Source organism: Alteromonas sp. ABH2_165 (assembly GCF_056159945.1).
Map to the genome: position 1 here is coordinate 131,307 of NZ_JBSWWF010000010.1, position 22,849 is coordinate 154,155.

28 protein-coding genes are annotated in these 22,849 nt (G+C 47.3%); 27 read left to right on the forward strand and 1 reads right to left on the reverse strand.

What is annotated here, in order from left to right:
* Window positions 1-77 precede the first annotated feature (77 nt).
* From hfq to ACXAFQ_RS18730, 7 genes are all read left to right on the forward strand, one after another.
* A complete protein-coding gene (gene hfq, locus ACXAFQ_RS18700; protein WP_070125785.1) occupies window positions 78-332 on the forward strand; it encodes an RNA chaperone Hfq in 255 nt (84 codons plus the stop codon).
* A gap of 17 nt (window positions 333-349) precedes the next feature.
* Window positions 350-1,639: a ribosome rescue GTPase HflX gene (hflX, locus tag ACXAFQ_RS18705; RefSeq protein WP_474824907.1), complete on the forward strand. Its 1,290-nt coding sequence runs from the start codon at window positions 350-352 to the stop codon at window positions 1,637-1,639.
* A gap of 56 nt (window positions 1,640-1,695) precedes the next feature.
* On the forward strand, window positions 1,696-2,853 hold the full coding sequence (hflK, locus tag ACXAFQ_RS18710) for an FtsH protease activity modulator HflK (protein ID WP_474824909.1): 1,158 nt from the start codon (window positions 1,696-1,698) through the stop codon (window positions 2,851-2,853).
* A 3-nt stretch (window positions 2,854-2,856) separates the two neighbouring features.
* Entirely contained in the window at window positions 2,857-3,741 is an 885-nt protein-coding gene (gene hflC / locus ACXAFQ_RS18715; protein ID WP_474824910.1) for a protease modulator HflC, read from the forward strand.
* 194 nt (window positions 3,742-3,935) lie between these two features.
* Entirely contained in the window at window positions 3,936-5,534 is a 1,599-nt protein-coding gene (locus tag ACXAFQ_RS18720) for an AbgT family transporter (RefSeq protein WP_474824911.1), read from the forward strand.
* A gap of 188 nt (window positions 5,535-5,722) precedes the next feature.
* Window positions 5,723-6,802, forward strand: coding sequence for a ferrochelatase (gene hemH / locus ACXAFQ_RS18725; protein ID WP_474824912.1), 1,080 nt, complete (start codon window positions 5,723-5,725; stop codon window positions 6,800-6,802).
* A 1-nt stretch (window position 6,803) separates the two neighbouring features.
* Window positions 6,804-7,220: a DUF4112 domain-containing protein gene (locus ACXAFQ_RS18730; protein ID WP_474824913.1), complete on the forward strand. Its 417-nt coding sequence runs from the start codon at window positions 6,804-6,806 to the stop codon at window positions 7,218-7,220.
* Between the two features lie 4 nt (window positions 7,221-7,224).
* On the opposite strand, the gene ACXAFQ_RS18735 is transcribed toward ACXAFQ_RS18730, so the two are convergent.
* Entirely contained in the window at window positions 7,225-7,590 is a 366-nt protein-coding gene (locus ACXAFQ_RS18735; RefSeq protein ID WP_474824914.1) for a DUF2237 family protein, read from the reverse strand.
* Window positions 7,591-7,682: 92 nt separating this feature from the next.
* Between ACXAFQ_RS18735 and ubiG the strand changes: the two genes are divergently transcribed.
* From ubiG to rpsD, 20 genes are all read left to right on the forward strand, one after another.
* Complete coding sequence (gene ubiG / locus ACXAFQ_RS18740) at window positions 7,683-8,456, forward strand: bifunctional 2-polyprenyl-6-hydroxyphenol methylase/3-demethylubiquinol 3-O-methyltransferase UbiG (protein WP_474824915.1); 774 nt, start codon at window positions 7,683-7,685, stop codon at window positions 8,454-8,456.
* A 177-nt stretch (window positions 8,457-8,633) separates the two neighbouring features.
* Window positions 8,634-11,036 (forward strand): ribonuclease R, encoded by a 2,403-nt coding sequence (rnr, locus tag ACXAFQ_RS18745; RefSeq protein ID WP_474824916.1) that lies wholly within the window; start codon window positions 8,634-8,636, stop codon window positions 11,034-11,036.
* Window positions 11,037-11,777, forward strand: coding sequence for a 23S rRNA (guanosine(2251)-2'-O)-methyltransferase RlmB (gene rlmB, locus ACXAFQ_RS18750; RefSeq protein WP_474824917.1), 741 nt, complete (start codon window positions 11,037-11,039; stop codon window positions 11,775-11,777). It begins immediately after the preceding gene.
* Window positions 11,778-11,996: 219 nt separating this feature from the next.
* Complete coding sequence (locus tag ACXAFQ_RS18755) at window positions 11,997-13,376, forward strand: DUF4397 domain-containing protein (RefSeq protein ID WP_474824918.1); 1,380 nt, start codon at window positions 11,997-11,999, stop codon at window positions 13,374-13,376.
* A 128-nt stretch (window positions 13,377-13,504) separates the two neighbouring features.
* A complete protein-coding gene (locus ACXAFQ_RS18760) occupies window positions 13,505-15,565 on the forward strand; it encodes a GAF domain-containing hybrid sensor histidine kinase/response regulator (RefSeq protein ID WP_474824920.1) in 2,061 nt (686 codons plus the stop codon).
* Window positions 15,566-15,784: 219 nt separating this feature from the next.
* Window positions 15,785-16,153 (forward strand): 50S ribosomal protein L14, encoded by a 369-nt coding sequence (gene rplN / locus ACXAFQ_RS18765; RefSeq protein WP_070125772.1) that lies wholly within the window; start codon window positions 15,785-15,787, stop codon window positions 16,151-16,153.
* A gap of 12 nt (window positions 16,154-16,165) precedes the next feature.
* Complete coding sequence (gene rplX, locus ACXAFQ_RS18770) at window positions 16,166-16,480, forward strand: 50S ribosomal protein L24 (protein WP_474824921.1); 315 nt, start codon at window positions 16,166-16,168, stop codon at window positions 16,478-16,480.
* A 16-nt stretch (window positions 16,481-16,496) separates the two neighbouring features.
* Window positions 16,497-17,036: a 50S ribosomal protein L5 gene (gene rplE, locus ACXAFQ_RS18775; RefSeq protein WP_070125770.1), complete on the forward strand. Its 540-nt coding sequence runs from the start codon at window positions 16,497-16,499 to the stop codon at window positions 17,034-17,036.
* Between the two features lie 13 nt (window positions 17,037-17,049).
* Window positions 17,050-17,355, forward strand: a complete 306-nt coding sequence (gene rpsN / locus ACXAFQ_RS18780; protein ID WP_070125769.1) for a 30S ribosomal protein S14 — start codon at window positions 17,050-17,052, stop codon at window positions 17,353-17,355.
* A gap of 12 nt (window positions 17,356-17,367) precedes the next feature.
* Window positions 17,368-17,760 (forward strand): 30S ribosomal protein S8, encoded by a 393-nt coding sequence (gene rpsH / locus ACXAFQ_RS18785; protein WP_070125768.1) that lies wholly within the window; start codon window positions 17,368-17,370, stop codon window positions 17,758-17,760.
* A 14-nt stretch (window positions 17,761-17,774) separates the two neighbouring features.
* Window positions 17,775-18,308, forward strand: a complete 534-nt coding sequence (gene rplF, locus ACXAFQ_RS18790; protein WP_474824922.1) for a 50S ribosomal protein L6 — start codon at window positions 17,775-17,777, stop codon at window positions 18,306-18,308.
* A 12-nt stretch (window positions 18,309-18,320) separates the two neighbouring features.
* Window positions 18,321-18,674, forward strand: coding sequence for a 50S ribosomal protein L18 (gene rplR / locus ACXAFQ_RS18795; protein ID WP_070126110.1), 354 nt, complete (start codon window positions 18,321-18,323; stop codon window positions 18,672-18,674).
* A gap of 12 nt (window positions 18,675-18,686) precedes the next feature.
* The gene (rpsE, locus tag ACXAFQ_RS18800) at window positions 18,687-19,187 is read left to right on the forward strand and encodes a 30S ribosomal protein S5 (RefSeq protein WP_474824924.1); all 501 of its coding nucleotides are present in this window, start codon (window positions 18,687-18,689) and stop codon (window positions 19,185-19,187) included.
* A 6-nt stretch (window positions 19,188-19,193) separates the two neighbouring features.
* Window positions 19,194-19,373, forward strand: a complete 180-nt coding sequence (rpmD, locus tag ACXAFQ_RS18805) for a 50S ribosomal protein L30 (RefSeq protein ID WP_014950907.1) — start codon at window positions 19,194-19,196, stop codon at window positions 19,371-19,373.
* Window positions 19,374-19,376: 3 nt separating this feature from the next.
* Window positions 19,377-19,811 (forward strand): 50S ribosomal protein L15, encoded by a 435-nt coding sequence (gene rplO, locus ACXAFQ_RS18810; RefSeq protein ID WP_474824925.1) that lies wholly within the window; start codon window positions 19,377-19,379, stop codon window positions 19,809-19,811.
* A 5-nt stretch (window positions 19,812-19,816) separates the two neighbouring features.
* Window positions 19,817-21,136: a preprotein translocase subunit SecY gene (gene secY, locus ACXAFQ_RS18815; RefSeq protein WP_474824926.1), complete on the forward strand. Its 1,320-nt coding sequence runs from the start codon at window positions 19,817-19,819 to the stop codon at window positions 21,134-21,136.
* Between the two features lie 25 nt (window positions 21,137-21,161).
* Entirely contained in the window at window positions 21,162-21,278 is a 117-nt protein-coding gene (gene rpmJ, locus ACXAFQ_RS18820) for a 50S ribosomal protein L36 (protein ID WP_073325329.1), read from the forward strand.
* A 161-nt stretch (window positions 21,279-21,439) separates the two neighbouring features.
* Window positions 21,440-21,796 carry a 30S ribosomal protein S13 gene (rpsM, locus tag ACXAFQ_RS18825; RefSeq protein ID WP_070125762.1) on the forward strand — a complete coding sequence of 119 codons (357 nt, stop codon included), beginning with the start codon at window positions 21,440-21,442 and terminating at the stop codon, window positions 21,794-21,796.
* Window positions 21,797-21,811: 15 nt separating this feature from the next.
* Entirely contained in the window at window positions 21,812-22,204 is a 393-nt protein-coding gene (rpsK, locus tag ACXAFQ_RS18830; protein ID WP_070125761.1) for a 30S ribosomal protein S11, read from the forward strand.
* Window positions 22,205-22,228: 24 nt separating this feature from the next.
* Window positions 22,229-22,849, forward strand: coding sequence for a 30S ribosomal protein S4 (gene rpsD, locus ACXAFQ_RS18835; protein WP_070125760.1), 621 nt, complete (start codon window positions 22,229-22,231; stop codon window positions 22,847-22,849).

Consider the following 22,849-nt stretch of genomic DNA (forward strand, 5'->3'; position numbering starts at 1 on the left):
GTTGGAGTGTGTTATACATTAAGCGCGGTGACAACTGTATAGTTTGTCATGGAAATAATAAAAACTAAGGAAATCAAATGGCTAAAGGGCAATCACTACAAGACCCATTCTTGAATGCGTTAAGAAAGGAGCGTATTCCCGTTTCCATCTACTTGGTAAACGGTATCAAACTTCAGGGGCAGGTTGAATCTTTCGACCAGTTCGTGATTTTGCTGAAAAACACAGTAAGCCAGATGGTATATAAGCATGCCATTTCTACTGTTGTGCCTTCTCGAGCTATCACTATGCCCAGTTCAACCCAAGGGGACTCTGACAATAGTAAAAGTGAATAATACAAAAGGTACATTGCTTGTTTGACCGTTATGAAGCCGGTGAACAGGCTGTTCTTGTTCATGTAAATTTTGCTGACGAAAGCAGTAAAGAAGATCTCGCTGAGCTTGAATTGCTCGTATCTTCTGCTGGAGTGAATGCGGTAGACGTACTTACGACGTCGCGCAGTGCACCCCACGCCAAGTATTTCGTTGGTTCAGGTAAAGCCGAAGAGATTGCTGCTTCTGTGAAAGCGCATGATGCGAATGTAGTGATTTTCAATCATGCGTTGTCGCCGTCTCAGGAACGGAATCTCGAAGCTATCTGTAAATGCCGGGTACTAGACCGTACTGGCTTGATCCTCGATATCTTTGCGCAACGTGCGCGAACCCATGAGGGTAAATTACAGGTAGAGCTGGCGCAGTTACGGCATATTTCAACCCGACTCATACGCGGATGGACACACTTAGAGCGCCAGAAAGGCGGGATAGGTCTGCGTGGACCGGGTGAAACACAGCTCGAAACTGACCGCCGGCTCTTACGTGCCAGAATTAAAGCCATCCTGCGCAGGCTGGAGAAAGTCCAGAAGCAGCGGGAGCAAGGCCGTCGTTCGCGCAAGCGCGCCGAAATTCCAACCGTCTCTCTCGTTGGCTATACCAATGCCGGCAAATCAACTATGTTCAATACCATAACGGATTCTCACGTTTATGCAGCCGATCAGCTGTTTGCAACGCTTGATCCTACACTGCGTAAAATTGAACTTAAGGACGTGGGACCGGCTATTCTTGCTGACACAGTAGGGTTTATTCGTCACCTGCCTCACGATTTAGTTGCTGCGTTTAAAGCTACGCTGCAGGAGACGCAGGAAGCCGATTTACTCCTACATGTGGTAGATGTTGCGGAAGCTAACTATCGTGAAACGATGGATGAGGTGAACGCGGTTCTTGAAGAAATTGATGCAGATGACATTCAACAATTAATAATCTGTAATAAGATTGATAAACTTGATGAAATTTCTTCGCGTATAGATAGAAATGAGGACGGTGTGCCTACCCGGGTATGGGTATCGGCACAAACCGGCGAAGGACTCGATTTATTGAGCCAAGCGCTGACCGACTGTCTCGGTCAAAGCATGGTGAGCTATACATTACGAATTCCGCCTGCACAGAGCAAATTACGTGGTGTATTGTACGATTTAAATTGTATTGCCAATGAAGCTTACGATTCTGACGGTGACTGGGTAGTAGACATTAAAATGCCTGCTGCTGATTGGAACCGTTTAGAGAAACGATTGGACCAGGGGCTATCCCATTTTGTGGACCATCATTGACAAACGCTTAAATTAACGACAGTTTTCAGATAAATAACCAATTATGGAGTATCAGCATGGCTTGGAATGAGCCGGGTGGCAAAAATAATGACCCGTGGAAAAACCGCGGCGGTCGAGATCAAGGGCCCCCGGATTTGGACGATGTGTTCAAAAACCTGTTTGGTAAGTTCGGTAAAATGGGCGGCGGCAGCGGTGGTTCTGGTAAAAGTCTTGGTACAGTAGGTGCCGGAATTTTAATTGGACTGTTGGTCGTTATCTGGGTCGTCAGTGGTTTCTATACTATCCGCGAATCAGAACGTGGTGTCGTGCTTCGCTTTGGCGAATATTATAAGCAAGTCGACCCTGGCCTGCGTTGGAAGCCAACCTTTATCGATTCTGTTATTCCGGTAGACGTAACTTCTATTCGTGATCAGGCGTCTAGCGGTTCTATGCTGACTGAAGACGAAAACGTCGTTCGCGTTCAAATGGAAATGCAGTATCGGGTTGTCGACCCGTACCGTTGGACCTTTGCTGTAACGAGCCCTGAAATGAGTTTGAGTCAGGCCTTAGACAGTGCAATTCGTTACGTTGTTGGTCACTCTCAGATGGACGATGTACTTACAGATGGTCGTGAAGTTACTCGTCAGCGAGTGTGGGAAGAGTTGCAGTCTATCCTTCAACCCTATGATCTGGGTGTCACGATTACTGACATGAACTTCCGCGATGCGCGTCCACCTGAAGAAGTAAAAGATGCATTTGATGATGCTATTGCCGCGCAGGAAGATGAACAACGTTTCATTCGTGAAGCTGAAGCTTATGCCCGTGAAATTGAGCCTCGCGCCCGTGGTCAGGTTAATCGCATGAACGAAGAAGCACAGGCATACAAAGAGCGTGTGATCCTAGAAGCGCAGGGTGAAGTGGCACGATTTGCTGAGCTTCTGCCTCAGTACGAATCCGCGCCAACGGTTACCCGAGAGCGTATTTATCTGGAAACCATGGAAGAAGTGCTTGGTAAAACAAGCAAAGTGTTGGTCGACACCAAAGGTGGCAACAACATGATGTATTTACCACTGGATAAAATGATGGAACAGCGTTCGTCGTCAACTTCATCTCCAGCAAGAAGTTCAACAGCACCTTATCAGTCTTTACCGATGTCGTCTTCGGACAACAGCGGCAGACCTTCAACGGTAAACTCTGGTATTCGTGATAGCCGTTTTGGAAGTGGGGGAGAATAACACATGAAGAATCTATTGATTGCAGCCGTGGTGCTGGTGGTTATTCTGTTTTCGGGCGCCGTTTTCGTGGTTAGCGAAGGTGAACGCGCTATTGTAATCCAGTTTGGTAAGGTTCAACGTGATGATGCTACCGGCGACACCAGAGTGTTTGAGCCGGGTCTGCACTTTAAATTCCCGTTCATCGACTCTGTGCGACGTCTTGATGCGCGTATTCAGACGTTGGACGATGTGCCTGATCGTTTCGTAACATCAGAGAAGAAAGACCTGATTGTAGACTCTTACGTGAAGTGGAAAATTGCCGATTTTGCTCAGTATTATCTGTCAACGCAAGGCGGGAATAAACTTCAGGCGGAAGCGCTGTTAAAGCAAAAAGTGAATAACGGCCTGCGTTCAGAGTTTGGTGCTCGCACCATCGCACAAATCGTGTCGGGTGAGCGCTCAGCGCTGATGAATCAAGCAATGGAACAGGCTAGTCAGTCCTCAAAAGAGCTGGGTATCGAAATTGTTGACGTGCGTGTAAAGCAGATCAACCTGCCGAACGAAGTCAGCAACGCGATTTTCCAACGTATGCGAGCTGAACGCGCAGCGGTTGCCCGTGAACACCGTTCTGAAGGTCAGGAGCAAGCCGAGGTCATCCGTGCCGATATCGACGCCAAAGTAACGGTTATGCTGGCAGACGCCGAGCGTAATGCCCGTCAGGTTCGTGGTGAAGGTGACGCATTGGCAGCTCAAATTTACGCAACGTCATATTCTAAGAACCCTGAGTTCTACAGCTTCCTGCGCAGTATGGATGCATACCGCAAGAGCTTCAGCAGCAAAGACGATATCATGGTGCTGGAACCGGATGGTGAGTTCTTCAAATACCTGAATAACGCCAAAGGTAAATAACTTCCTAAGCCCGCGAAATGCGGGCTTTTTTTAATTCTCCCGTATCCTCTGCTTTACGCTTTATCGGTTAATGATAAAGTATAGAAAATGAGCCACTTCATAGCCTTTTGCTGCGAACTGGCTGTTTTTTCGTTATACTCTCGCCAAAATTAAGCAGATTAATCTGCAGATTATAAAACGACAGAGGTTATATTTTGAGCTCCAGACAGTCTGATACTTCTTCTTTTGAGGAAGAAGCAAAGAGTGGATGGTTTGCGCGATTTTTAGCTACCGTAGAGTGGCTGGGGAATCTGTTGCCGCACCCGGTAACGTTGTTCGCCTTACTATCTATTTTCATCGTTATTCTTAGTGGCATTCTTGGTTATTTCGATATTGCCGTTGCTGATCCTCGCCCGGTAGGAGCTAAAGGTCGCGAAGCCGACGGCATGATTGAAGTTATCTCATTGGTCAACGCCGAAGGCTTGCAAAAAATTGTGACGCATCTGGTAACGAACTTCACCGGTTTTGCGCCATTGGGCACAGTACTTGTGGCGCTGCTCGGTGTATCTGTTGCCGAGCATTCCGGCATGCTTTCCGCGCTGATGCGATCGATTGTAATGGGCGCGCCACGTTTATTGGTTACGTTCGCCGTTGTGTTCGCGGGCATTCTTTCAAATACGGCTTCTGAGCTTGGCTACGTGGTACTTATTCCGCTGGCTGCAATGATCTTTCATTCGCTTGGACGGCACCCCTTTGCAGGCCTTGCCGCAGCGTTTGCCGGCGTATCTGCTGGATACAGTGCTAACCTGTTATTGGGTACTATTGATCCGCTGCTTTCTGGAATAACCGAAGCCGCTGCTCACATGATTGACCCGGAGTATATAGTCGGACCAGAGGTGAACTGGTACTTCATGTTCATCAGTACCTTCATTATTGCCATCATGGGCACATACGTGACAGATCGTATTGTTGAGCCCCGACTTGGCAAATACAACGAAGAGCATGCGTCCGATGATCTTGAATCGGCGTCGATGTCAGCGGTAACAGATACCGAGCGCCGTGGTTTAAAAATGGCGGGCCTGTCGTTTGTTGTGCTGTGTGCAATTTTAGCGCTCACCATCGTGCCAGAAGGTGGCCCTTTACGTAATCCGGAAACCGGCGGCGTAACAGGCTCTCCATTCCTCAAAGGCATCGTGGCATTTATTTTTATCACCTTTGCGGTTCCCGGTTTTGTGTATGGCCGTGTGGTTGGCACCATGCGAAACGACAAAGATGTGATTAATGCCATGTCGAAAAGTATGGGCGCCATGGGTCTGTATATCACGCTGGTTTTCTTTGCTGCTCAGTTCGTGGCTTTCTTTAAGTGGACAAATCTCGGTACCTTCATGGCAGTAAAGGGCGCTGCGTTCCTGCAGGCTGCGGGACTGGACGGTCCGTCGGTGTTTATTCTGTTCATTCTGATGTGTGGTCTGGTTAACTTGTCGCTGGGTAGTGCATCGGCGCAATGGGCTGTAACGGCACCAATATTTATTCCTATGCTGATGTTGCTGGGCTATGCGCCGGAAGTTATTCAGACGGCTTATCGAATTGGCGATTCAGTGACTAACGTTATCTCACCGATGATGAGTTACTTTGGCCTTATTCTGGCTATGGCCGCCAAATACCGAAAGGATATTGGCATGGGGACACTCATTGCCATGATGCTGCCGTACTCCATGGTATTCATTGTCGGTTGGACAATACTGTTCTACATCTGGGTATTCTTACTCGGTATGCCGGTAGGGCCCGGCGCGGCAACTTACTACCAGCCGTAATCCAAGCGCTAAAATTGATTATACAAGAACGACCGGTAAGTCTGACTTACCGGTTTTTTTATTTCAAAGGCGTCCAGTGAGATTAAATAATCGTAACAATCGAGCAAAATGATGGATCAAAAGCACTGGTTAATCAGTATACTTACCAGTGATTCAAAATCGTTGGTCATGATTTCAGGTAAAGCAGCATGAAATACAAAAGTTCCACTCATTTCACACATGGTCAGCCAGATAAGCTGGGTGTGTTAATTACTAATTTGGGCACGCCTGAAGCGCCAACCAAACAGGCGCTGAAGCCTTACCTGAAGGAATTTTTGTCAGACCCACGGGTTGTGGAAGTACCAAGACTTTTGTGGTGGTGCATTCTCAATGGCGTAATTTTGAATATTCGCCCAAAACGCTCCGCTCATGCTTACTCCACGGTATGGACCGAAGACGGCTCGCCGCTCATGGCGATTACAAAGGCGCAGCATGCCGCTTTGGCAGATAAATGCAGGCAGCAATACGGCGACGATGTGGTGATAGATTTTGCCATGCGTTACGGCGAACCATCTATTGCCAATGCCATTCAGCGACTGTTGGATCAAGGCGTTCGCAAGTTGGTGGTGCTGCCGTTGTACCCCCAGTATTGCGCGTCCACCACGGCGTCGACGTTCGATGCCGTTGCTGCCGATTTCACCAAGCGTCGATGGATGCCAGAGCTGCGCTTCATTACAAACTACAACGATAACCCGGCTTATATCGAAGCCTTAGCTAACAGTGTTAGAAAGCACTGGGAAGAAAATGGCAAAGCGGATTTACTGCTGATGTCCTACCACGGGATCCCTAAACGATACCTCATCAACGGCGACCCCTATCATTGCGAGTGTTACAAAACGTCAAGGCTGTTGGCCGAAGCGCTGGAACTAAAATCTGATCAATACATGACAACTTTTCAATCCCGTTTTGGTCGAGAAGAGTGGTTGCAACCGTATACAGATGAAACGATGAAATCTCTACCGGGTAAAGGTATTCGCTCGGTACAGGTTCTGTGTCCGGGGTTCTCTGCAGATTGCCTTGAAACAATTGAGGAAATCGGCGTTGAAAACAAGACGTATTTCATGGAAGCCGGAGGGAAACGATTTGAATATATCCCTGCGCTGAATGACGACCCGGCACACGTTGATATGTTGTTTGCACTCATCAATGACAATCTACACGGTTGGCGCATTGATAAAGAAACGCGCAAACGGCAAGCACTGGCTAAAGCACTAGGCGCAAGCGACTAATATGACATCACAGACCAAAGCACCGAAAGAACTCCTTAAAGCACAGAAATGGGCGAACATGCTGGATACAGCGATTAAGCTGCCAGTGATTAATTTTCGGGTGGGTCTGGATTCTATTGTTGGTCTGATTCCCGGTGTGGGTGATGCGCTGATGTTATTTGCTGGCTTCCGGATTATCAGAATGGGCCAAAAACTTGGCATGCCCAGCGACCAGATCAAAGTAATGGTACGCAATAGCGTAATTGATTTTGGTCTCGGCTTCATTCCATTTATCGGTGATGTCGCCGACTTCTTCTACAAATCAAACAGAAAGAATGTTCAGATCATGGAGCGTTGGTGGATTGAAAATAACAAGGCCGCTGTCGATGCGTCTGCGCGTGAACAGTTCCGTGATTGGGAAGAGAAATTCGATAGCTAGCCCGCTAAAGCGCTTTGCTGGAATAAATTTCCAGCGTTTCCAGTGGAATAATATCCAGCGCCTTATGATGCGTTGCTTCAAGATTCACTCTGGGTGCGACGCCTGCATGGTAGGCTTCCAGCCAACGTGCCGCACAAAGACACCATCGGTCCCCCGGAGTTAATCCGGGAAACATCATATCTGGCCGGGGCGTAATCAAATCATTGCCGCGCTCTGCCGAATAAGCGAGGAAAGGCTCGTCGACGATAGCACAAACACTGTGATTACCAATGTCAGCATCAGGTACATAACAAAACCCTTCACGGGTGAAGCCTGTATTGCCACAACAAAGCTGCAGTGGACGCCCATATACATTTTTTTCATTTGCCATAATGAGTGCGCCTGAATAAATTCAATAACGTATATACGGTACAGGAAATCAACGCATTGTCACACCGCTAACGCAGTGTCTGGAGAAACAGTATGTTAGATAAAAGTCAGCTCAGTGCCCCAATCGGCGGCGAAAACGTAGACGCGCAGGAAATTGCCCGCTTCGACGCGCTGGCTGATGCATGGTGGGACCCAGCCGGAAAATACAAAACAGCACTGTCATTTAATGCCGCCCGGGTAGAATTTATTGTTGGCGCCATTCAAAAGCATTTTAAACCGAGCGGCATTGCAGACAGTCTATTGGCTGATTTATCAATTCTTGATGTCGGCAGTGGGGGAGGCCTTATCTGCGAGCCTCTGGCCAAACGAGGCGCATCGGTAACGGGCATTGATGCCAGCGCAACTAGCGTGGAAGTAGCGAAAAGGCACGCGCTCAAAGAGAACTTAGCTGTAGAGTATCATCATTGCCTTTCTGGCGAATGGGCTGCAAAGGGTCATCGTTATGATGTGGTAATAAACGCTGAAGTGGTGGAGCATGTGCCGGATCAGGCAATGCTGATAAAGGAATGTGCCGATATGGTGAAGCCGGGAGGATTACTCATTCTGGCTACCCTTAATCGAACACTTCTCAGTTATGTCATCGCAATCGTCGGCGCAGAATACGTGATGCGTTATCTGCCGGTTGGTACGCACAGTTGGACTAAGTTCGTCAAACCCGATGAACTTGATTGCTGGGTGGGAGCCGAGCTGTCCCGGAAATATCAAAGTGGCTTTAAACTGAATCCGCTTAGCGGAAATTGGCGCACCTCGCCGTCTATGCAAGTGAACTACTTGTGTGGCTATACGAAAAGTGAACGTGCAGACTGAGTATGAATAGCATGCCTGCACGGATATAAAAACCTACCATTCTCCTGTCACAAACCGCCGATAAACTCGGTGTGTGACGAATGCCTTTCAGCAATAGTTGGATAACTGTTGAACAGTACCATCCTTTCACTAAATTACTGTTATACTGGCAACAAAATAAATTAAGTAAGAGAGTACATGAGCGACGATCCCCATTTCCAGCGAGAGAAAGAGAAATACGAAAAACCGGTAGCAAGCCGGGAATATCTGATGTCAGTGATGAAAGAACAGGGCAAACCTTTGTCTTTCCTCGACATTTGCTCGCTGGTAGATGCAATGGATGAAGACAGCCGAATTGGAATTCAGCGCCGTCTGCGTGCTATGGAACGTCAGGGGCAAGTTCAGTTCACTAAGCAGAAAAAATATGCACTGCAAAATCGGGATGAACTGATTAAGGGCCGCATTATTGGCCATCGCGACGGATATGGTTTCCTGCGCCCTGAAGATAACAGCGGCGATTTGTTTATCAGCGCCGGACAAATGAACTTGTTTATGCACGACGACGTGGTCGAAGCCAGAGAAAGTGGCACCGATCGTCGTGGCCGCAAAGAAGCGTATATCACTCAGGTTATTGAGCCGAGAAGCGAACCTATAGTTGGGCGTTACTTTGTCGAAAACGGTGTTGCCGTGGTCATGCCCGATGACAGTCGCCTGCAACACGAAATCATGATTCCCCCAGAAGCCACGAAAGGCGCTCGTATGGGGCAGGTTGTGGTGGTGGAAATTACCCAGCGCCCACGACGTCGGGTGAGTCCGGTAGGTAAGATTGTTGAAGTACTCGGTGAGCACATGGCGCCGGGTATGGAAATTGAAATGGCGCTGCGTACTTTCGATATTCCTCACGTATGGCCAACTGCGGTAGAGCGCTATGTGAAACGGTTTACCGAAGAAGTGCCAGAGGAAGCCAAAGAAGGGCGGATTGATTTACGTCAGTTGCCGTTAGTCACTATCGACGGTGAAGATGCCCGGGACTTTGATGATGCGGTTTTCTGCGAGCCTCTGGATGAGGGGGGGTGGCAGCTTTGGGTTGCTATTGCCGATGTCAGTAGCTATGTGAAATTGGGGACAGCATTGGATAAAGAAGCGCAGAACCGGGGTAACTCGGTGTACTTCCCTGATCAGGTTATTCCCATGCTACCGGAAGTGCTGTCAAACGGCCTATGTTCGCTTAATCCAGAAATAGACCGCTTATGTATGGTCTGTGAGATGACTATCACAGAGCAGGGTAAACTCGACAGCTATCAGTTCTATGAAGCGGTAATGAACTCCCATGCCCGCCTGACTTATAACAAAGTCTGGCAAATCCTTGAGGGCGATAAAGAGTTGAACCAGCGTTATGCCGAACAAGTACCACACCTTCGAAATTTGCATGACTTGTACCGTGCATTGAAGCGTTCACGTGCTCATCGTGGTGCTATTGAATTTGAGACGCAGGAAAGTAAGTTCGTTTTTAACGCCCAGCGCAAAATCGAGAATGTAGTGCCTGTAGTACGCAACGACGCACACATGATGATTGAAGAATGCATGATCATGGCAAACGTCAGTGCCGCAAAATTCCTTGAGAAGCATCAGATGCCAGCGCTATATCGGGTTCATGATAAACCGGATGCCGACAGGCTAACGACGTTTACGTCTTACCTCAAAGAAATTGGTATTCCTCATCGTATCACCGAAGATGCACGACCTGCCGACTTTACCGACGTGGTGACAAAGACCAAAGCGCGTCCAGACCAAGAGCTAATTCAAACCATGCTGCTTCGCTCGATGAAGCAAGCGGTGTACGACTGCGACAATGTCGGGCATTTTGGTTTGGCGTTAGAGGCTTATGCACATTTTACATCGCCAATCCGTCGCTACCCCGACTTGGTTGTGCATCGCGCGATTAAAGCTATCCTCAAAAAGCAGAAGCAAAAAGTCACCGGCCCGAAAGCCTACTCCGTTGAAGAAGTTGAACAATTGGGCGAGCAGTGCTCAATGACGGAGCGTCGCGCTGATGACGCCACGCGAGATGTCGCAGACTGGCTAAAATGCGAATTCATGCAGGATCATGTGGGCTCAAGCTTTGAGGGCGTAGTGGCATCGGTCACAAATTTTGGCATGTTCGTACGTATCAGTGAGTACCATATCGATGGTTTAGTTCACATCACCTCTCTGGATGACGACTATTATCGCTACGATGATGTGAAGCAAACGCTGGTAGGCGACTCCGGTGCACGTCAGTTCCGTCTCGGCGATACGCTGATGGTAAAAGTTGCGGCAGTCAATCTGGACGAAAGAAAGATTGATTTAATTCTTGATGCGTCTATGCTGCGCGGCCGCGGTGGCCGTAAAGTACAGGTCAGAAAGGCAGAACCTAAATCTTCAGAAGGCCGTCGCGAAGGCAGCAAACGCGACGGTAAAGCCGAAAGTGCAGGTAAGCCAGGTAAAAGCCGGAAGCCGCGTAACGGTAGCAAGAATGGACGTCAGTCAGAGCGCAGTAAACCTGCCGGACGGGCGCCGAAAAAAACACGTAGCAAATCGACTAAAGGTAAAAAGAAATAAATGGCGCAGCAAGAATGGTTGTACGGCCTGCATGCAATGCAGTCGGTATTAGAACATGAACCAGAGCGAGTTCTGGAAGTACTGGTGCTGAAAGGTCGTGACGACGAACGATTGAAAAACATCATTAATCAGGCGCGCCGCTTTGGTATTAGCGTGCAGTTTTGTCAGCGTAAAGTGTTAGACGATAAAGTCAGTGGCGAGCAACACCAAGGCGTCGTCGCTCGGGCAAAGCCGGCCAGAGTGCTTGATGAAGCCGATTTAGATGCTGTTTTAAACAAACAGAGCGAACCTTTTCTTTTGGTACTTGATGGTGTCACCGACCCACACAATATCGGTGCATGCTTGCGTACTGCCGATGCCGCGGGAGTTCACGCGGTTATCGTACCTAAAGATAAGTCTGCCGGACTTAGCGCGACTGCCCGCAAAGTGGCATGTGGAGCGGCCGAATCTGTTCCATTGATTCAGGTTACCAATCTCTCCCGTACTCTCAAGCATCTGCAGGATAAAGGGGTTTGGGTTATCGGAACCGCGGGTGAGGCCGAACAGCTCATCTATCAGGTTGACCTGAAAGGGCCAACGGCACTGGTCATGGGCGCAGAAGGTAAAGGCATGCGTCGCCTTACTCGAGAACATTGCGACCAGTTGGTGAAACTTCCTATGGCAGGTGCGGTTTCATCTTTGAATGTGTCGGTCGCCACAGGTGTTTGTCTGTATGAGATTGTCAGGCAGCGTCAGGGCTAAGTCATCTTAATAACGCTATATAGAAGCCGGTTTAACGCCGGCTTCTCTTTATCTAAAGGGTAATTCGATTATCCAACCCCAGTATTCTGTAAATAGTGCAAAGATCACGTAAATCACTGAACAGTGCCGATTTTTATTGGACTTAGGGAAGTATGATATGCACGTTCCGAAAACCATTTGAACGTGAACAACTACCTTCTGCTAAGGATTTACTAATTTATGCTATTTCGACTTATCAAGCCGTCTATCAAGTTGTTGACGGTATTTGCATTGCTTGCTGGTCTTTCCGCCTGTGGAGGCTCAAGCGATGACAGTTCAGATTATACCTATGCGTATATTCAGTTTTACAATGCCTCTCCCAACGGTGCAACAGTAACAATGCGTGAAGTCGATGGCGACTCATTTGGCTATGCGCCATTCGGTGATTCGACAACTCTGGTATCGACTGATGCAGGTGAATACGACCTGGAATTTATTCGCACAGATTCGGATGATCAGGAAGTTCTCCTGCACGAAATGACAGTTACGCTACGAAAAGGATATAAAACCTTAATCGTCCTTAGTGGTGACTTTGAACAAGGTGAATACATTGAATACCAGTTCGAAAGAACGTCAATGGAAGACCATTTTCGTTTATTCGTGAACAATGAATTGGTAGGGCAGGAGGATTACGACTTCTATCTAGCGGAAGATGGCGACCCGTTTGAGGCTGCTAATTTGTTGGGTACCGTAAGTTATCAGGAACTGACTGAAATGACTTACTGGGACGGCGATGACGATAGTGATGATTTCGACTCTGGTGATTATACTATCTATCTTACATCACCAGGTGAGACAGAAGTCCTGTTCGAATCTCAAACTATTTCATTCAGCTACGATACCGAATACGTGTTGGTACTTCGTGACGTGAGTGGCGCGATCCGCACAGGTTTGTCAGTCGATATGGTGCTAAATTCATCTTACGTCACCAATATTGCAGACGTAGATGCCGACTCGCAATATCGTATTTATAACAGCACGGACTACGATGCCCCTCTTACGGTTACGTTTGGTGGGAATGACGGCGAAGAAGACACGGAATTTACTTTGTCTGCCGGTGAAATTTCTGAGTTCACAGAAATTAATTATGGTGATTATCGCGTTACCGTTACCACCAGTGACGGCGAAGCGACTGCGCTGACAAACAAGCTTATCACTCTTAATCAAGGCGAAAGTAAGGCGATAATGATTTATGAGGCCAATGAAAAACTTGAAGCCGCTACGTTTGTAGAAAGTGGTTTGCCGCAATCCTATGACAAGACGGTAAATATTATTAATCTTGTAAGTGATTTCGATAACGTTGATTTTTATCTGGTTCGTAATGACGAAACCATTGATACGGCTGACTACTATTTGATGAACCTGGAGCTTGGTGAAAGCAACAGTATCGTTCTGCCATCAGATTATTATGAAATCATTGCTGTGTATGAAGATGATAACGATGAGCAGGTGCTGCTTGATAGAACCGCACTGTATGGATTTACGGAAGAAGAAAACTACATTGTTACTATCGAGCCTGCGGATACTGCAACAGGCTATGAAATAAATGTGTTGTATTAATTAATACGACATAGCGACGGCGTTCTTACGCTGCAACGCACAAAAGCGGCAGGTGATACGGAAGTAGCACCTGCCGTTTTTTTGTGTGCTATCTTAAGCCATCAATACAACTTCACACTTCTCCAGCGATGCAAATAATTAAAGCGTTACACGGTATATCAGCTGATGTAACGATTTCGACAGAAGAAAAATTACAACGCTTACTGAAACTAGGTCTTGATGCGCTTAGTTTGGACATCGGACTCGTTAGTCATATCGATGGCGATGTGTATACGGTAATTTCAGCAGTTTCTCCCGGAGACGCTATCGAGAAAGGGGCAACCTTTGCTCTCGGTGACACTTACTGTCGTGACACACTCGCTGCAGATAAAATTGTTAGTTACAGCGATGCTGCTGAAGAAGTTGGGGTCGCTCATCCCGGCTACCGCAATTTTGCCTTGCAGAGTTATATCGGCATGCCGTTTATGGTGAACGGTGAGCGATACGGTACCGTGAACTTTTCGAGTCTGGATAAACGTGGCCAGCCTTTCACCACCGAGGAGCAGGATTATATTATGCTCCTCGCCGAGTGGGTTGGCACTGAGCTTACCCGACAGCAGCAAATGCTCGCCATTTTCGAACAGCAGAAGGCGCTTGAACATCAGCACCGGCTGCACCTTCAGATGTCGAAGCTTGCAAAGGTGGGTACGTGGGAAATGAATCAGACAACAGAAGAGGTAAGCTTGTCGGATTCATTAAGAAAACTATTTGAAATCCCAGAAGACGCAACACTGAATTTCGACGTAGTCCGGTCGACTATTTATCAAAAGAAAGATCTGGAAACGTTTCGGGTATTGATGGCGCATTCGAAAGAGACTGGAGAAGCATGGTCTTTTGAGTTTGAGGCCATAACACTGAAAGGAAGACGATTCTGGGCACAATCCCAGGGTGTTGCAGACACATCCGACCCAGAAAATATTCGTTACTACGGCGCAACCCAGGATGTCACTGAACATATGCTTGTTAAAAAGCAGCTTGAAGAGCGCCGCCATGTTGCTGAAAACGCTTTAGCTTCTCGCAGTCAGTTTTTAGCTAACATGAGCCATGAAATTCGTACACCCATCAACGGTATTGTGGGTATGTTGGACGCACTAACATCCACACCGTTAAATGATAAGCAGCAAGAGTTCTGTCGTTTAGCCACACAAAGCGCTGCAGGCTTACTTCAGATAGTCAATGATGTGCTCGACTTTTCAAAGATAGATGCAGGTGAACTGGAACTGGAACAAATACCGATAGATATCGGCCGTATTGCTGAGGAGCAGGTTCGCCTATTTCAATTAGCGGCCCACAAAAAAGGCTTAATGCTAAAACTCGACCTGCAAAAAACAGAACACTTTGGCGTTAAAGGCGATCCCACCCGAATAAGGCAAATATTCACTAACTTAATCAGCAACGCGATAAAGTTTACAGAGCAAGGGAACATCCTGGTAAAACTACGTTCAAAGTTGCAAAACAACGGGCGCAAGCTAATACAAATCATGGTGCAAGATGATGGTATTGGCATAAAACCTGAACATCAGGCTTCGATATTTTCACCTTTCCGCCAAAGTGACAGTGAAACGACACGTCGTTATGGCGGCACCGGTCTTGGTTTATCTATTGTGGCGCAAATCGCTGAACATATGAACGGCGGGATCAGAGTTAACAGTGAATTCGGCAAAGGCTCAACATTCATTGTCGCGCTTTCTCTTGATATTACCGAAAGCAGCGAAGCTGAAAACCCCAACCATGAAGCGGCATCTGTCATCACCGATGAGATGGCAGGCAAGCATGTGCTGGTGGTTGAAGACAATGAGATAAATCAACTTGTCGTAGCTGAACAACTGAAGCAGTTTGGCATTACGTGTGACATTGCCAGCCATGGGGCTGAAGCACTGGAAAGCGTGGTTAGGAAAATAGCCGCAGACGACATGTACGCACTCATTTTAATGGATTGCCAAATGCCCGTAATGGATGGCTATGAAGCTGCGACGCAAATCAGGCAGCTTGGCAGGGCAGCACAAATAGTACCGATAATCGCACTGACAGCAAATGTGCTGGTGGGTGAGCGAGAAAAGTGTTTACTCGCCGGAATGAATGATTATTTGTCTAAGCCAATTGATAAAGCCGTTTTTTCCCGTTGTTTGCATCGCTATTTACTTGCGTAGCATAGTGATGCAGTTCTGATAAACAAAGCAGAATAGCAGAGTTGAGAAGAATGTCGGATCGTTTAAATTTAATTCAAATTCGCACTATCACTTGCTAATCTTTTCTGTTATAGTTTCGCGCCCTTTTTATGGGGGTATGTACATAAAAGCGGCAATATCTGCTGCTTTTATCAGCGCAAACGACTCGAGAGAGTCTTAATTATCGAGCGGAGCACTAACATGATCCAAATGCAAACTAACCTGGACGTTGCAGACAACAGCGGCGCTCGCAGGGTTCAGTGTATTAAGGTTCTTGGTGGCTCGCATCGCCGTTATGCAGGTATCGGTGACATCATCAAAGTTACTGTTAAGGAAGCAATTCCTCGCGGTAAAGTTAAAAAAGGTGACGTACTGAACGCAGTGGTGGTGCGTACTAGAAAAGGCGTTCGTCGTGCAGATGGTTCTACCATCCGTTTTGACGCTAACGCGGCTGTATTGTTAAACAACAATAAGCAACCTATTGGTACGCGTATCTTTGGTCCGGTTACACGTGAGCTGAGAAGTGACAACTTCATGAAAATCATCTCACTGGCCCCAGAGGTACTATAAGGAGTCACGATAATGGCTAGAAAAATTCGTCGTGATGATGAAGTAGTCGTATTAGCGGGTAAAGATAAAGGCAAACAAGGCAAAGTCCTGAAAGTGCTGGTATCTGAAGACCGTGTAGTTGTAGAAGGTGCAAACCTTGTCAAGAAACACCAGAAGCCAAACCCACACATGGGCGTAGCTGGCGGTATTGTTGAAAAAGAAGCATCTCTGCACGTTTCTAATGTTGCGGTAGTTAACCCTGCGACGGGTAAAGCTGACCGTATTGGTTTCCGTACTGAAGACGGTAAGAAAGTTCGTTTCTTTAAGTCTAACGGTGAACTTGTTTAATTAATTGGAGAGTACGATGGCGAAACTGCATGATTTCTATAAAGAAACGGTAGTAGCTGACCTTGCAAAGCAGTTCAGTTACCAAAGCGTCATGCAAGTCCCTCGGATTGAAAAAATCACCCTGAACATGGGTCTGGGTGAAGCCGTAGCTGACAAGAAAGTTCTGGAAAATGCGACTGCCGATATGGCAGCTATCGCTGGCCAGAAACCAATTGTTACAGTTGCGCGTAAATCTGTTGCGGGTTTTAAAATCCGTGAAGGTTATCCGATTGGCTGTAAAGTAACCCTGCGTGGCGAGCGTATGTGGGAATTCTTAGAGCGTTTGATTTCAATCGCAATTCCTCGTGTACGTGACTTCCGTGGCTTGAGCGCTAAGTCGTTCGACGGTCGTGGAAACTACAGCATGGGCGTTCGTGAACAAATCATCTTCCCTGAAATCGATTTCGATAAAGTGGATAAAGTACGCGGTATGGATATCACTATCACTACCAGTGCAAAAACTGATGATGAAGCACGTGCTCTGTTGACCGCGTTCAACTTCCCATTCAAAAAATAAGGGGTGTAGGGTTATGGCAAAAGAATCAATGAAGGCTCGTGAAGTAAAGCGTGCAAAGCTTGTTGCTAAGTATGCTGAAAAACGTGCCGCACTTAAAGCGATTATCAGCGATGTTAACGCCTCTGAAGAAGAGCGTTGGGATGCTGTTCTGAAGCTACAACAACTGCCACGTGACAGTGCTAAATCTCGTCAGCAAAACCGCTGCCGCGTAACTGGCCGTCCACACGGTTTCCTGCGTAAGTTCGGTCTGAGCCGTATCAAACTGCGTGAAGCAGCGATGCGCGGTGAAGTCCCTGGCCTGAAAAAAGCCAGCTGGTAAGGAGTAGCTAAAATGAGCATGCAAGATCCTATCGCGGATATGTTTACCCGCATCCGTAACGGCCAGATGGCACAGAAAGTTGCTGTGACTATGCCTTCTTCTAAACTGCGCGTAGCTATTGCTGGCGTACTGAAGGCTGAAGGTTACATCACTGACTTCGCTGTTTCTGGTGACGTTAAGCCTACTCTTGAAGTTACTCTGAAGTACTTCGAAGGTAAGCAAGTAATCGACACTATTGAACGTGTAAGCCGTCCTGGTCTGCGCATCTATAAGAAAAAAGATGAGCTGCCAAAAGTAATGGGTGGTTTAGGCGTTGCTATCGTGTCAACTTCTAAAGGTGTGATGACTGACCGTGCTGCGCGTAAAGCAGGCATGGGCGGTGAGATCATCGGTTATGTAGCGTAATCGGAGGAGTTGAAATGTCACGAGTAGCAAAAGCCCCGGTAAACGTAGCATCAGGCGTTGAAGTTAAAATCAATGGCCAGGAAGTTACTGTTAAGGGCACTAAAGGCACACTGACTAAAGTATTCAACGAAGCTGTTGAAGTAGTACAAGATGAGAACCAACTGAAAGCTCTGCCTCGTGAAGGTTTTGCTGATGCATGGGCTCAAGCTGGTACTGTTCGCGCATTGTTGAACTCAATGGTTCAGGGCGTATCTGAAGGTTTTGAGAAAAAACTGCAACTGTTAGGTGTTGGTTATCGTGCACAAGCACAAGGTAACAAACTGAACCTGACTCTGGGTTTCTCTCACCCTGTAGCATACGAAATGCCTGAAGGCATCACAGTTGAAACGCCTACCCAAACTGAAATCCTCGTTAAAGGCGCGGATAAGCAGGTTGTAGGTCAGGTTGCGGCAAACATCCGCGCGTACCGTCCACCAGAGCCTTACAAAGGTAAAGGTGTTCGCTATGCAGACGAGAATGTTCGTCGTAAAGAAGCTAAGAAAAAGTAGGTGGGTGATACGATGGATAAGAAAACATCACGTTTACGTCGCGCAACTCGCGCACGTGCTAAGATCCGTGAATTGGCCGCGCATCGCCTGGTAATTAACCGTACACCTCGCCACATCTATGCCCAGTTAATCGCTCCTAGCGGTGCTGAGGTACTGGCGGCGGCTTCTACCGTTGAAAAAGGTCTGGCAGCAGATCTGAAAGCAACCGGTAATGCGGAAGCAGCTGCGGCAGTGGGTAAAGCTATCGCCGAGCGTGCAATCGAAAAAGGCATCAAAGTTGTTGCTTTCGATCGCAGCGGTTTTAAATACCACGGTCGCGTAAAAGCATTAGCTGATGCAGCTCGCGAAGCTGGTCTTCAGTTCTAGGAGTGAAGAATAATGGCTAAACAAGAAGTTCAAAACGGTGATATGCTGGAAAAATTGATCGCTGTAAACCGCGTTTCTAAAGTGGTTAAAGGTGGTCGTATTTTCAGTTTCACTGCACTGACTGTAGTTGGTGACGGCAATGGCCGTGTTGGTTTTGGTTACGGTAAAGCACGTGAAGTGCCAGCTGCTATCCAAAAAGCGATGGAAAAAGCACGTCGCAACATGGTTACTGTAGACCTGAACGGTCACACATTGCAGCACCCTATTAAAGGTCGTCACTCTGGCTCTAAAGTTTACATGCAGCCAGCATCTGAAGGTACCGGTATCATTGCCGGTGGTGCGATGCGTGCAGTACTTGAAGTAGCTGGTGTACAGAACGTACTTTCAAAATGCTACGGCTCTACAAACCCAATCAACGTTGTTCGTGCAACAGTTAACGCGCTGACTGAGATGAACTCTCCAGCGGGTATTGCTGCAAAACGTGGATTGTCTGTAGAAGAAATTTTGGGGTAATCAGACATGGCAACGATTAAAGTAAAGCAAACTAAAAGTGCGATTGGCCGTCTGCCAAAGCACAAAGCTACGCTTAAAGGCTTAGGTCTTCGTAAAATCAACCATGTCCGTGAACTGGAAGATACCCCAGCAGTACGTGGCATGATCAACCGTGTATATTACATGGTTGAGATCGTGGAGGAGTAAGACATGCGTTTAAACACAATTTCTCCTGCAGAAGGTTCAAAACCAACCGCTAAGCGTGTAGGTCGTGGTATTGGTTCAGGTCTGGGTAAAACCGGTGGCCGTGGTCACAAAGGCCAAACCAGCCGTTCAGGCGGTACCATCAGACAGGGCTTTGAAGGTGGTCAAATGCCTATTCAGCGCCGTCTGCCTAAGTTTGGTTTCACCTCTCGTAAGAGCTTTGTTACTGATCAAGTAACTCTGACTGAAATCGCTAAGGTTGAAGGTGATACGGTTTCTCTGGAAACTTTGAAAGCAGCTGGTCTTATTAAGAAAGACGTACTGTTCGTTAAAGTTGTAAAGAGCGGCGAAGTATCTAAAGCTGTTACAGTTAGCGGGTTGAAGGTTACAAAAGGCGCTCTTGAAGCGATTGAAGCCGCCGGCGGTAAAGTAGAGGAATAAGCTAGATGGCTAAACCAGGATTGGATTCAGGCGCGAAAAGCGGCTTGAGTGAGCTGAAGTCAAGATTGTTGTTCGTACTCGGTGCGATTGTCGTGTTCAGACTGGGCTCTTATGTGCCGCTTCCTGGCATCGACGCAGCAGTACTTGCTGAGTTGTTTGAGCAACAAAAAGGTACCATCGTAGAAATGTTTAACATGTTCTCCGGTGGTGCGCTTGAGCGTGCATCCGTTCTGGCTTTGGGCATTATGCCTTACATTACTGCATCGATTATCATGCAGTTGCTCACGGTGGTTCACCCACCGATGATGGAGCTTAAAAAGGAAGGCGAAGCTGGTCGTAAGAAAATTAGTCAGTACACGCGTTATTTAACGCTGGTACTGGCTACATTCCAATCTATTGGTATTGCGACTAACCTGCCTAACCTGATTAATGGTTTGGTTATAAACCCTGGCTTCGGATTCTACTTTACAGCGGTAGTTAGCTTAGTCACTGGAACGATGTTCCTGATGTGGTTAGGTGAGCAAATTACCGAAAGAGGTATTGGTAACGGTATCTCTATATTGATTTTTGCTGGTATTGTTGCCGGTCTGCCAACAGCGATTGGTCAGACAGCGGAACAAGCAAGACAGGGCGACATTAACTTGTTGTTCCTGATGCTGATTGGCGTAATCGTCATCGGTCTGATTTACCTGGTAGTGTTTGTTGAACGAGCGCAGCGTCGTATCGTTGTAAACTATGCGAAGCGTCAGCAGGGCCGTAAGGTGTTTGCAGCGCAGAGCACGCACTTACCATTAAAGGTAAACATGGCGGGTGTTATTCCACCAATCTTCGCATCCAGTATCATTCTGTTTCCATCTACCATTGCTGGTTGGTTTGGTCAGAATGAATCTACAGCTTGGTTGCAGGACATCGCATTAATGCTTTCTCCTGGTCAGCCGCTGTACGTGATGTTGTACGCAACTGCGATTATCTTCTTCTGCTTCTTCTATACTGCGTTGGTTTTCAACCCACGTGAAACTGCAGATAACCTGAAGAAATCTGGTGCGTTTATTCCTGGTATCCGTCCAGGTGAGCAAACATCGCGTTATATCGATAAGGTAATGACTCGTCTGACTTTGGCTGGCGCACTTTACATAACCTTTATTTGTTTAGTGCCTGAATTCATGTTGATCGCGTGGAATGTGCCGTTCTACTTCGGTGGTACGTCGCTTCTGATTATCGTGGTTGTCATCATGGACTTTATGGCACAGGTGCAGACACATCTGATGTCTAGTCAGTATGAGTCTGTTCTGAAGAAAGCTAATCTGAAAGGCTACGGTCGATAAGATTAGTGCACTACGGAGTGATGTAATGAAAGTTCGTGCATCAGTAAAGAAGATTTGCCGTAACTGCAAAATCATCAAGCGCAACGGTGTTGTGCGAGTAATTTGCAGCTCTGACCCTAAGCATAAGCAGCGTCAAGGCTAATCGAAAAAGCGGTTAAAATTCGAAATGTAAGCTGAACCTCATACTGGGTTCAGCTTGCTCTATTTCGTTTATATAAACCTTATGTTGCAATTTTGTCGTCGGGTAAGTATCCTATCGGGCTTTTTAGGTCGTCGACATTAAAATATAGAGGAGTGCTGTTAATGGCCCGTATCGCTGGCATTAACATTCCTGAACACAAGCACACCGTTATCGCTCTTCAGGCGATTTTCGGTATTGGCGCAACTCGTGCAAAAGAGATCTGTGCTAACGCTGGTGTTGCAGAATCAACAAAAGTAAAAGAGCTTGACGAAGCGACTGTAGAGAAGCTTCGTGAAGAAGTGGCTAAGTTCACCGTTGAAGGTGATCTGCGCCGTGAAGTATCTATGAGCATCAAACGTTTGATGGACCTGGGTTGCTTCCGTGGTATCCGCCACCGTCGTAGCTTGCCTCTACGTGGTCAGCGCACTAAAACTAATGCGCGTACCCGTAAAGGTCCTCGTAAGCCAATTAAGAAGTAAGCGGGGGAATTAGTTATGGCAAAAGCACCTACTCGTACTACGCGTAAACGCGCTAAGCGTCAGGTTGCAGACGGTATGGCTCATATCCATGCGTCTTTCAACAACACAATTGTGACTATCACTGACCGTCAAGGCAATGCATTAGCATGGGCGACATCAGGTGGTTCTGGTTTCCGTGGTTCACGTAAATCTACCCCTTTTGCTGCACAGGTTGCTGCTGAACGTGCTGGCGTAGCCGCACAAGACTACGGTCTGAAAAACCTTGAAGTTTTCGTTAAAGGTCCAGGTCCAGGCCGTGAGTCTGCGATCCGTGCACTTAACGCAACTGGTTACAAGATCACAAACATTACCGATGTGACTCCTATTCCTCACAACGGTTGTCGTCCACCGAAAAAACGTCGCGTTTAATCGCCGGACAGTTGGAGAAAGAACATGGCAAGATATTTGGGTCCTAAACTCAAACTTAGCCGTCGCGAAGGAACTGACCTGTTCCTGAAAAGCGGCGTTCGCGCAATCGATTCTAAATGTAAAATCGATACAGCGCCTGGTCAGCACGGTGCCCGTCGTGGCCGTCTGTCTGACTACGGTGTTCAGCTGCGTGAAAAGCAAAAAGTTCGTCGTATGTACGGCGTTCTGGAAAAACAATTCCGTAACTACTATAAAGAAGCTGCCCGTCTGAAAGGCAACACTGGTGAAAACCTGTTGCAACTGCTTGAGCAGCGTCTGGATAACGTAGTATATCGTATGGGATTCGCCAGCACTCGTGCAGAAGCACGCCAGCTGGTTAGCCACAAGGCGATCATGGTAAATGGTCAAGTTGTGAACATTCCATCGTTTAACGTTTCTGCCGAAGACGTGGTTTCTGTTCGTGAAAAGGCTAAGAAGCAAGCGCGTATCGTTGCTGCTTTGGAACTGGCTGACCAACGTGAGAAGCCAACCTGGATTGAAGTAGACAACAGCAAAATGGAAGGCACTTTCAAGCGCATTCCAGAAAGAACTGACCTGTCTGCTGAAATTAACGAACAGTTGATCGTCGAACTTTACTCTAAGTAA

Bases quoted from the DNA above. Each gene is read 5' to 3' on its own strand.
- hfq (WP_070125785.1), top strand. From the start codon at position 78: ATGGCTAAAGGGCAATCACTACAAGACCCATTCTTGAATGCGTTAAGA.
- hflK (WP_474824909.1), top strand. From the start codon at position 1,696: ATGGCTTGGAATGAGCCGGGTGGCAAAAATAATGACCCGTGGAAAAAC.
- hflC (WP_474824910.1), top strand. From the start codon at position 2,857: ATGAAGAATCTATTGATTGCAGCCGTGGTGCTGGTGGTTATTCTGTTT.
- hemH (WP_474824912.1), top strand. From the start codon at position 5,723: ATGAAATACAAAAGTTCCACTCATTTCACACATGGTCAGCCAGATAAG.
- ACXAFQ_RS18730 (WP_474824913.1), top strand. From the start codon at position 6,804: ATGACATCACAGACCAAAGCACCGAAAGAACTCCTTAAAGCACAGAAA.
- ACXAFQ_RS18735 (WP_474824914.1), bottom strand. From the start codon at position 7,590: ATGGCAAATGAAAAAAATGTATATGGGCGTCCACTGCAGCTTTGTTGT.
- ubiG (WP_474824915.1), top strand. From the start codon at position 7,683: ATGTTAGATAAAAGTCAGCTCAGTGCCCCAATCGGCGGCGAAAACGTA.
- rnr (WP_474824916.1), top strand. From the start codon at position 8,634: ATGAGCGACGATCCCCATTTCCAGCGAGAGAAAGAGAAATACGAAAAA.
- rlmB (WP_474824917.1), top strand. From the start codon at position 11,037: ATGGCGCAGCAAGAATGGTTGTACGGCCTGCATGCAATGCAGTCGGTA.
- ACXAFQ_RS18755 (WP_474824918.1), top strand. From the start codon at position 11,997: ATGCTATTTCGACTTATCAAGCCGTCTATCAAGTTGTTGACGGTATTT.
- ACXAFQ_RS18760 (WP_474824920.1), top strand. From the start codon at position 13,505: ATGCAAATAATTAAAGCGTTACACGGTATATCAGCTGATGTAACGATT.
- rplN (WP_070125772.1), top strand. From the start codon at position 15,785: ATGATCCAAATGCAAACTAACCTGGACGTTGCAGACAACAGCGGCGCT.
- rplX (WP_474824921.1), top strand. From the start codon at position 16,166: ATGGCTAGAAAAATTCGTCGTGATGATGAAGTAGTCGTATTAGCGGGT.
- rplE (WP_070125770.1), top strand. From the start codon at position 16,497: ATGGCGAAACTGCATGATTTCTATAAAGAAACGGTAGTAGCTGACCTT.
- rpsN (WP_070125769.1), top strand. From the start codon at position 17,050: ATGGCAAAAGAATCAATGAAGGCTCGTGAAGTAAAGCGTGCAAAGCTT.
- rpsH (WP_070125768.1), top strand. From the start codon at position 17,368: ATGAGCATGCAAGATCCTATCGCGGATATGTTTACCCGCATCCGTAAC.
- rplF (WP_474824922.1), top strand. From the start codon at position 17,775: ATGTCACGAGTAGCAAAAGCCCCGGTAAACGTAGCATCAGGCGTTGAA.
- rplR (WP_070126110.1), top strand. From the start codon at position 18,321: ATGGATAAGAAAACATCACGTTTACGTCGCGCAACTCGCGCACGTGCT.
- rpsE (WP_474824924.1), top strand. From the start codon at position 18,687: ATGGCTAAACAAGAAGTTCAAAACGGTGATATGCTGGAAAAATTGATC.
- rpmD (WP_014950907.1), top strand. From the start codon at position 19,194: ATGGCAACGATTAAAGTAAAGCAAACTAAAAGTGCGATTGGCCGTCTG.
- rplO (WP_474824925.1), top strand. From the start codon at position 19,377: ATGCGTTTAAACACAATTTCTCCTGCAGAAGGTTCAAAACCAACCGCT.
- secY (WP_474824926.1), top strand. From the start codon at position 19,817: ATGGCTAAACCAGGATTGGATTCAGGCGCGAAAAGCGGCTTGAGTGAG.
- rpmJ (WP_073325329.1), top strand. From the start codon at position 21,162: ATGAAAGTTCGTGCATCAGTAAAGAAGATTTGCCGTAACTGCAAAATC.
- rpsM (WP_070125762.1), top strand. From the start codon at position 21,440: ATGGCCCGTATCGCTGGCATTAACATTCCTGAACACAAGCACACCGTT.
- rpsK (WP_070125761.1), top strand. From the start codon at position 21,812: ATGGCAAAAGCACCTACTCGTACTACGCGTAAACGCGCTAAGCGTCAG.
- rpsD (WP_070125760.1), top strand. From the start codon at position 22,229: ATGGCAAGATATTTGGGTCCTAAACTCAAACTTAGCCGTCGCGAAGGA.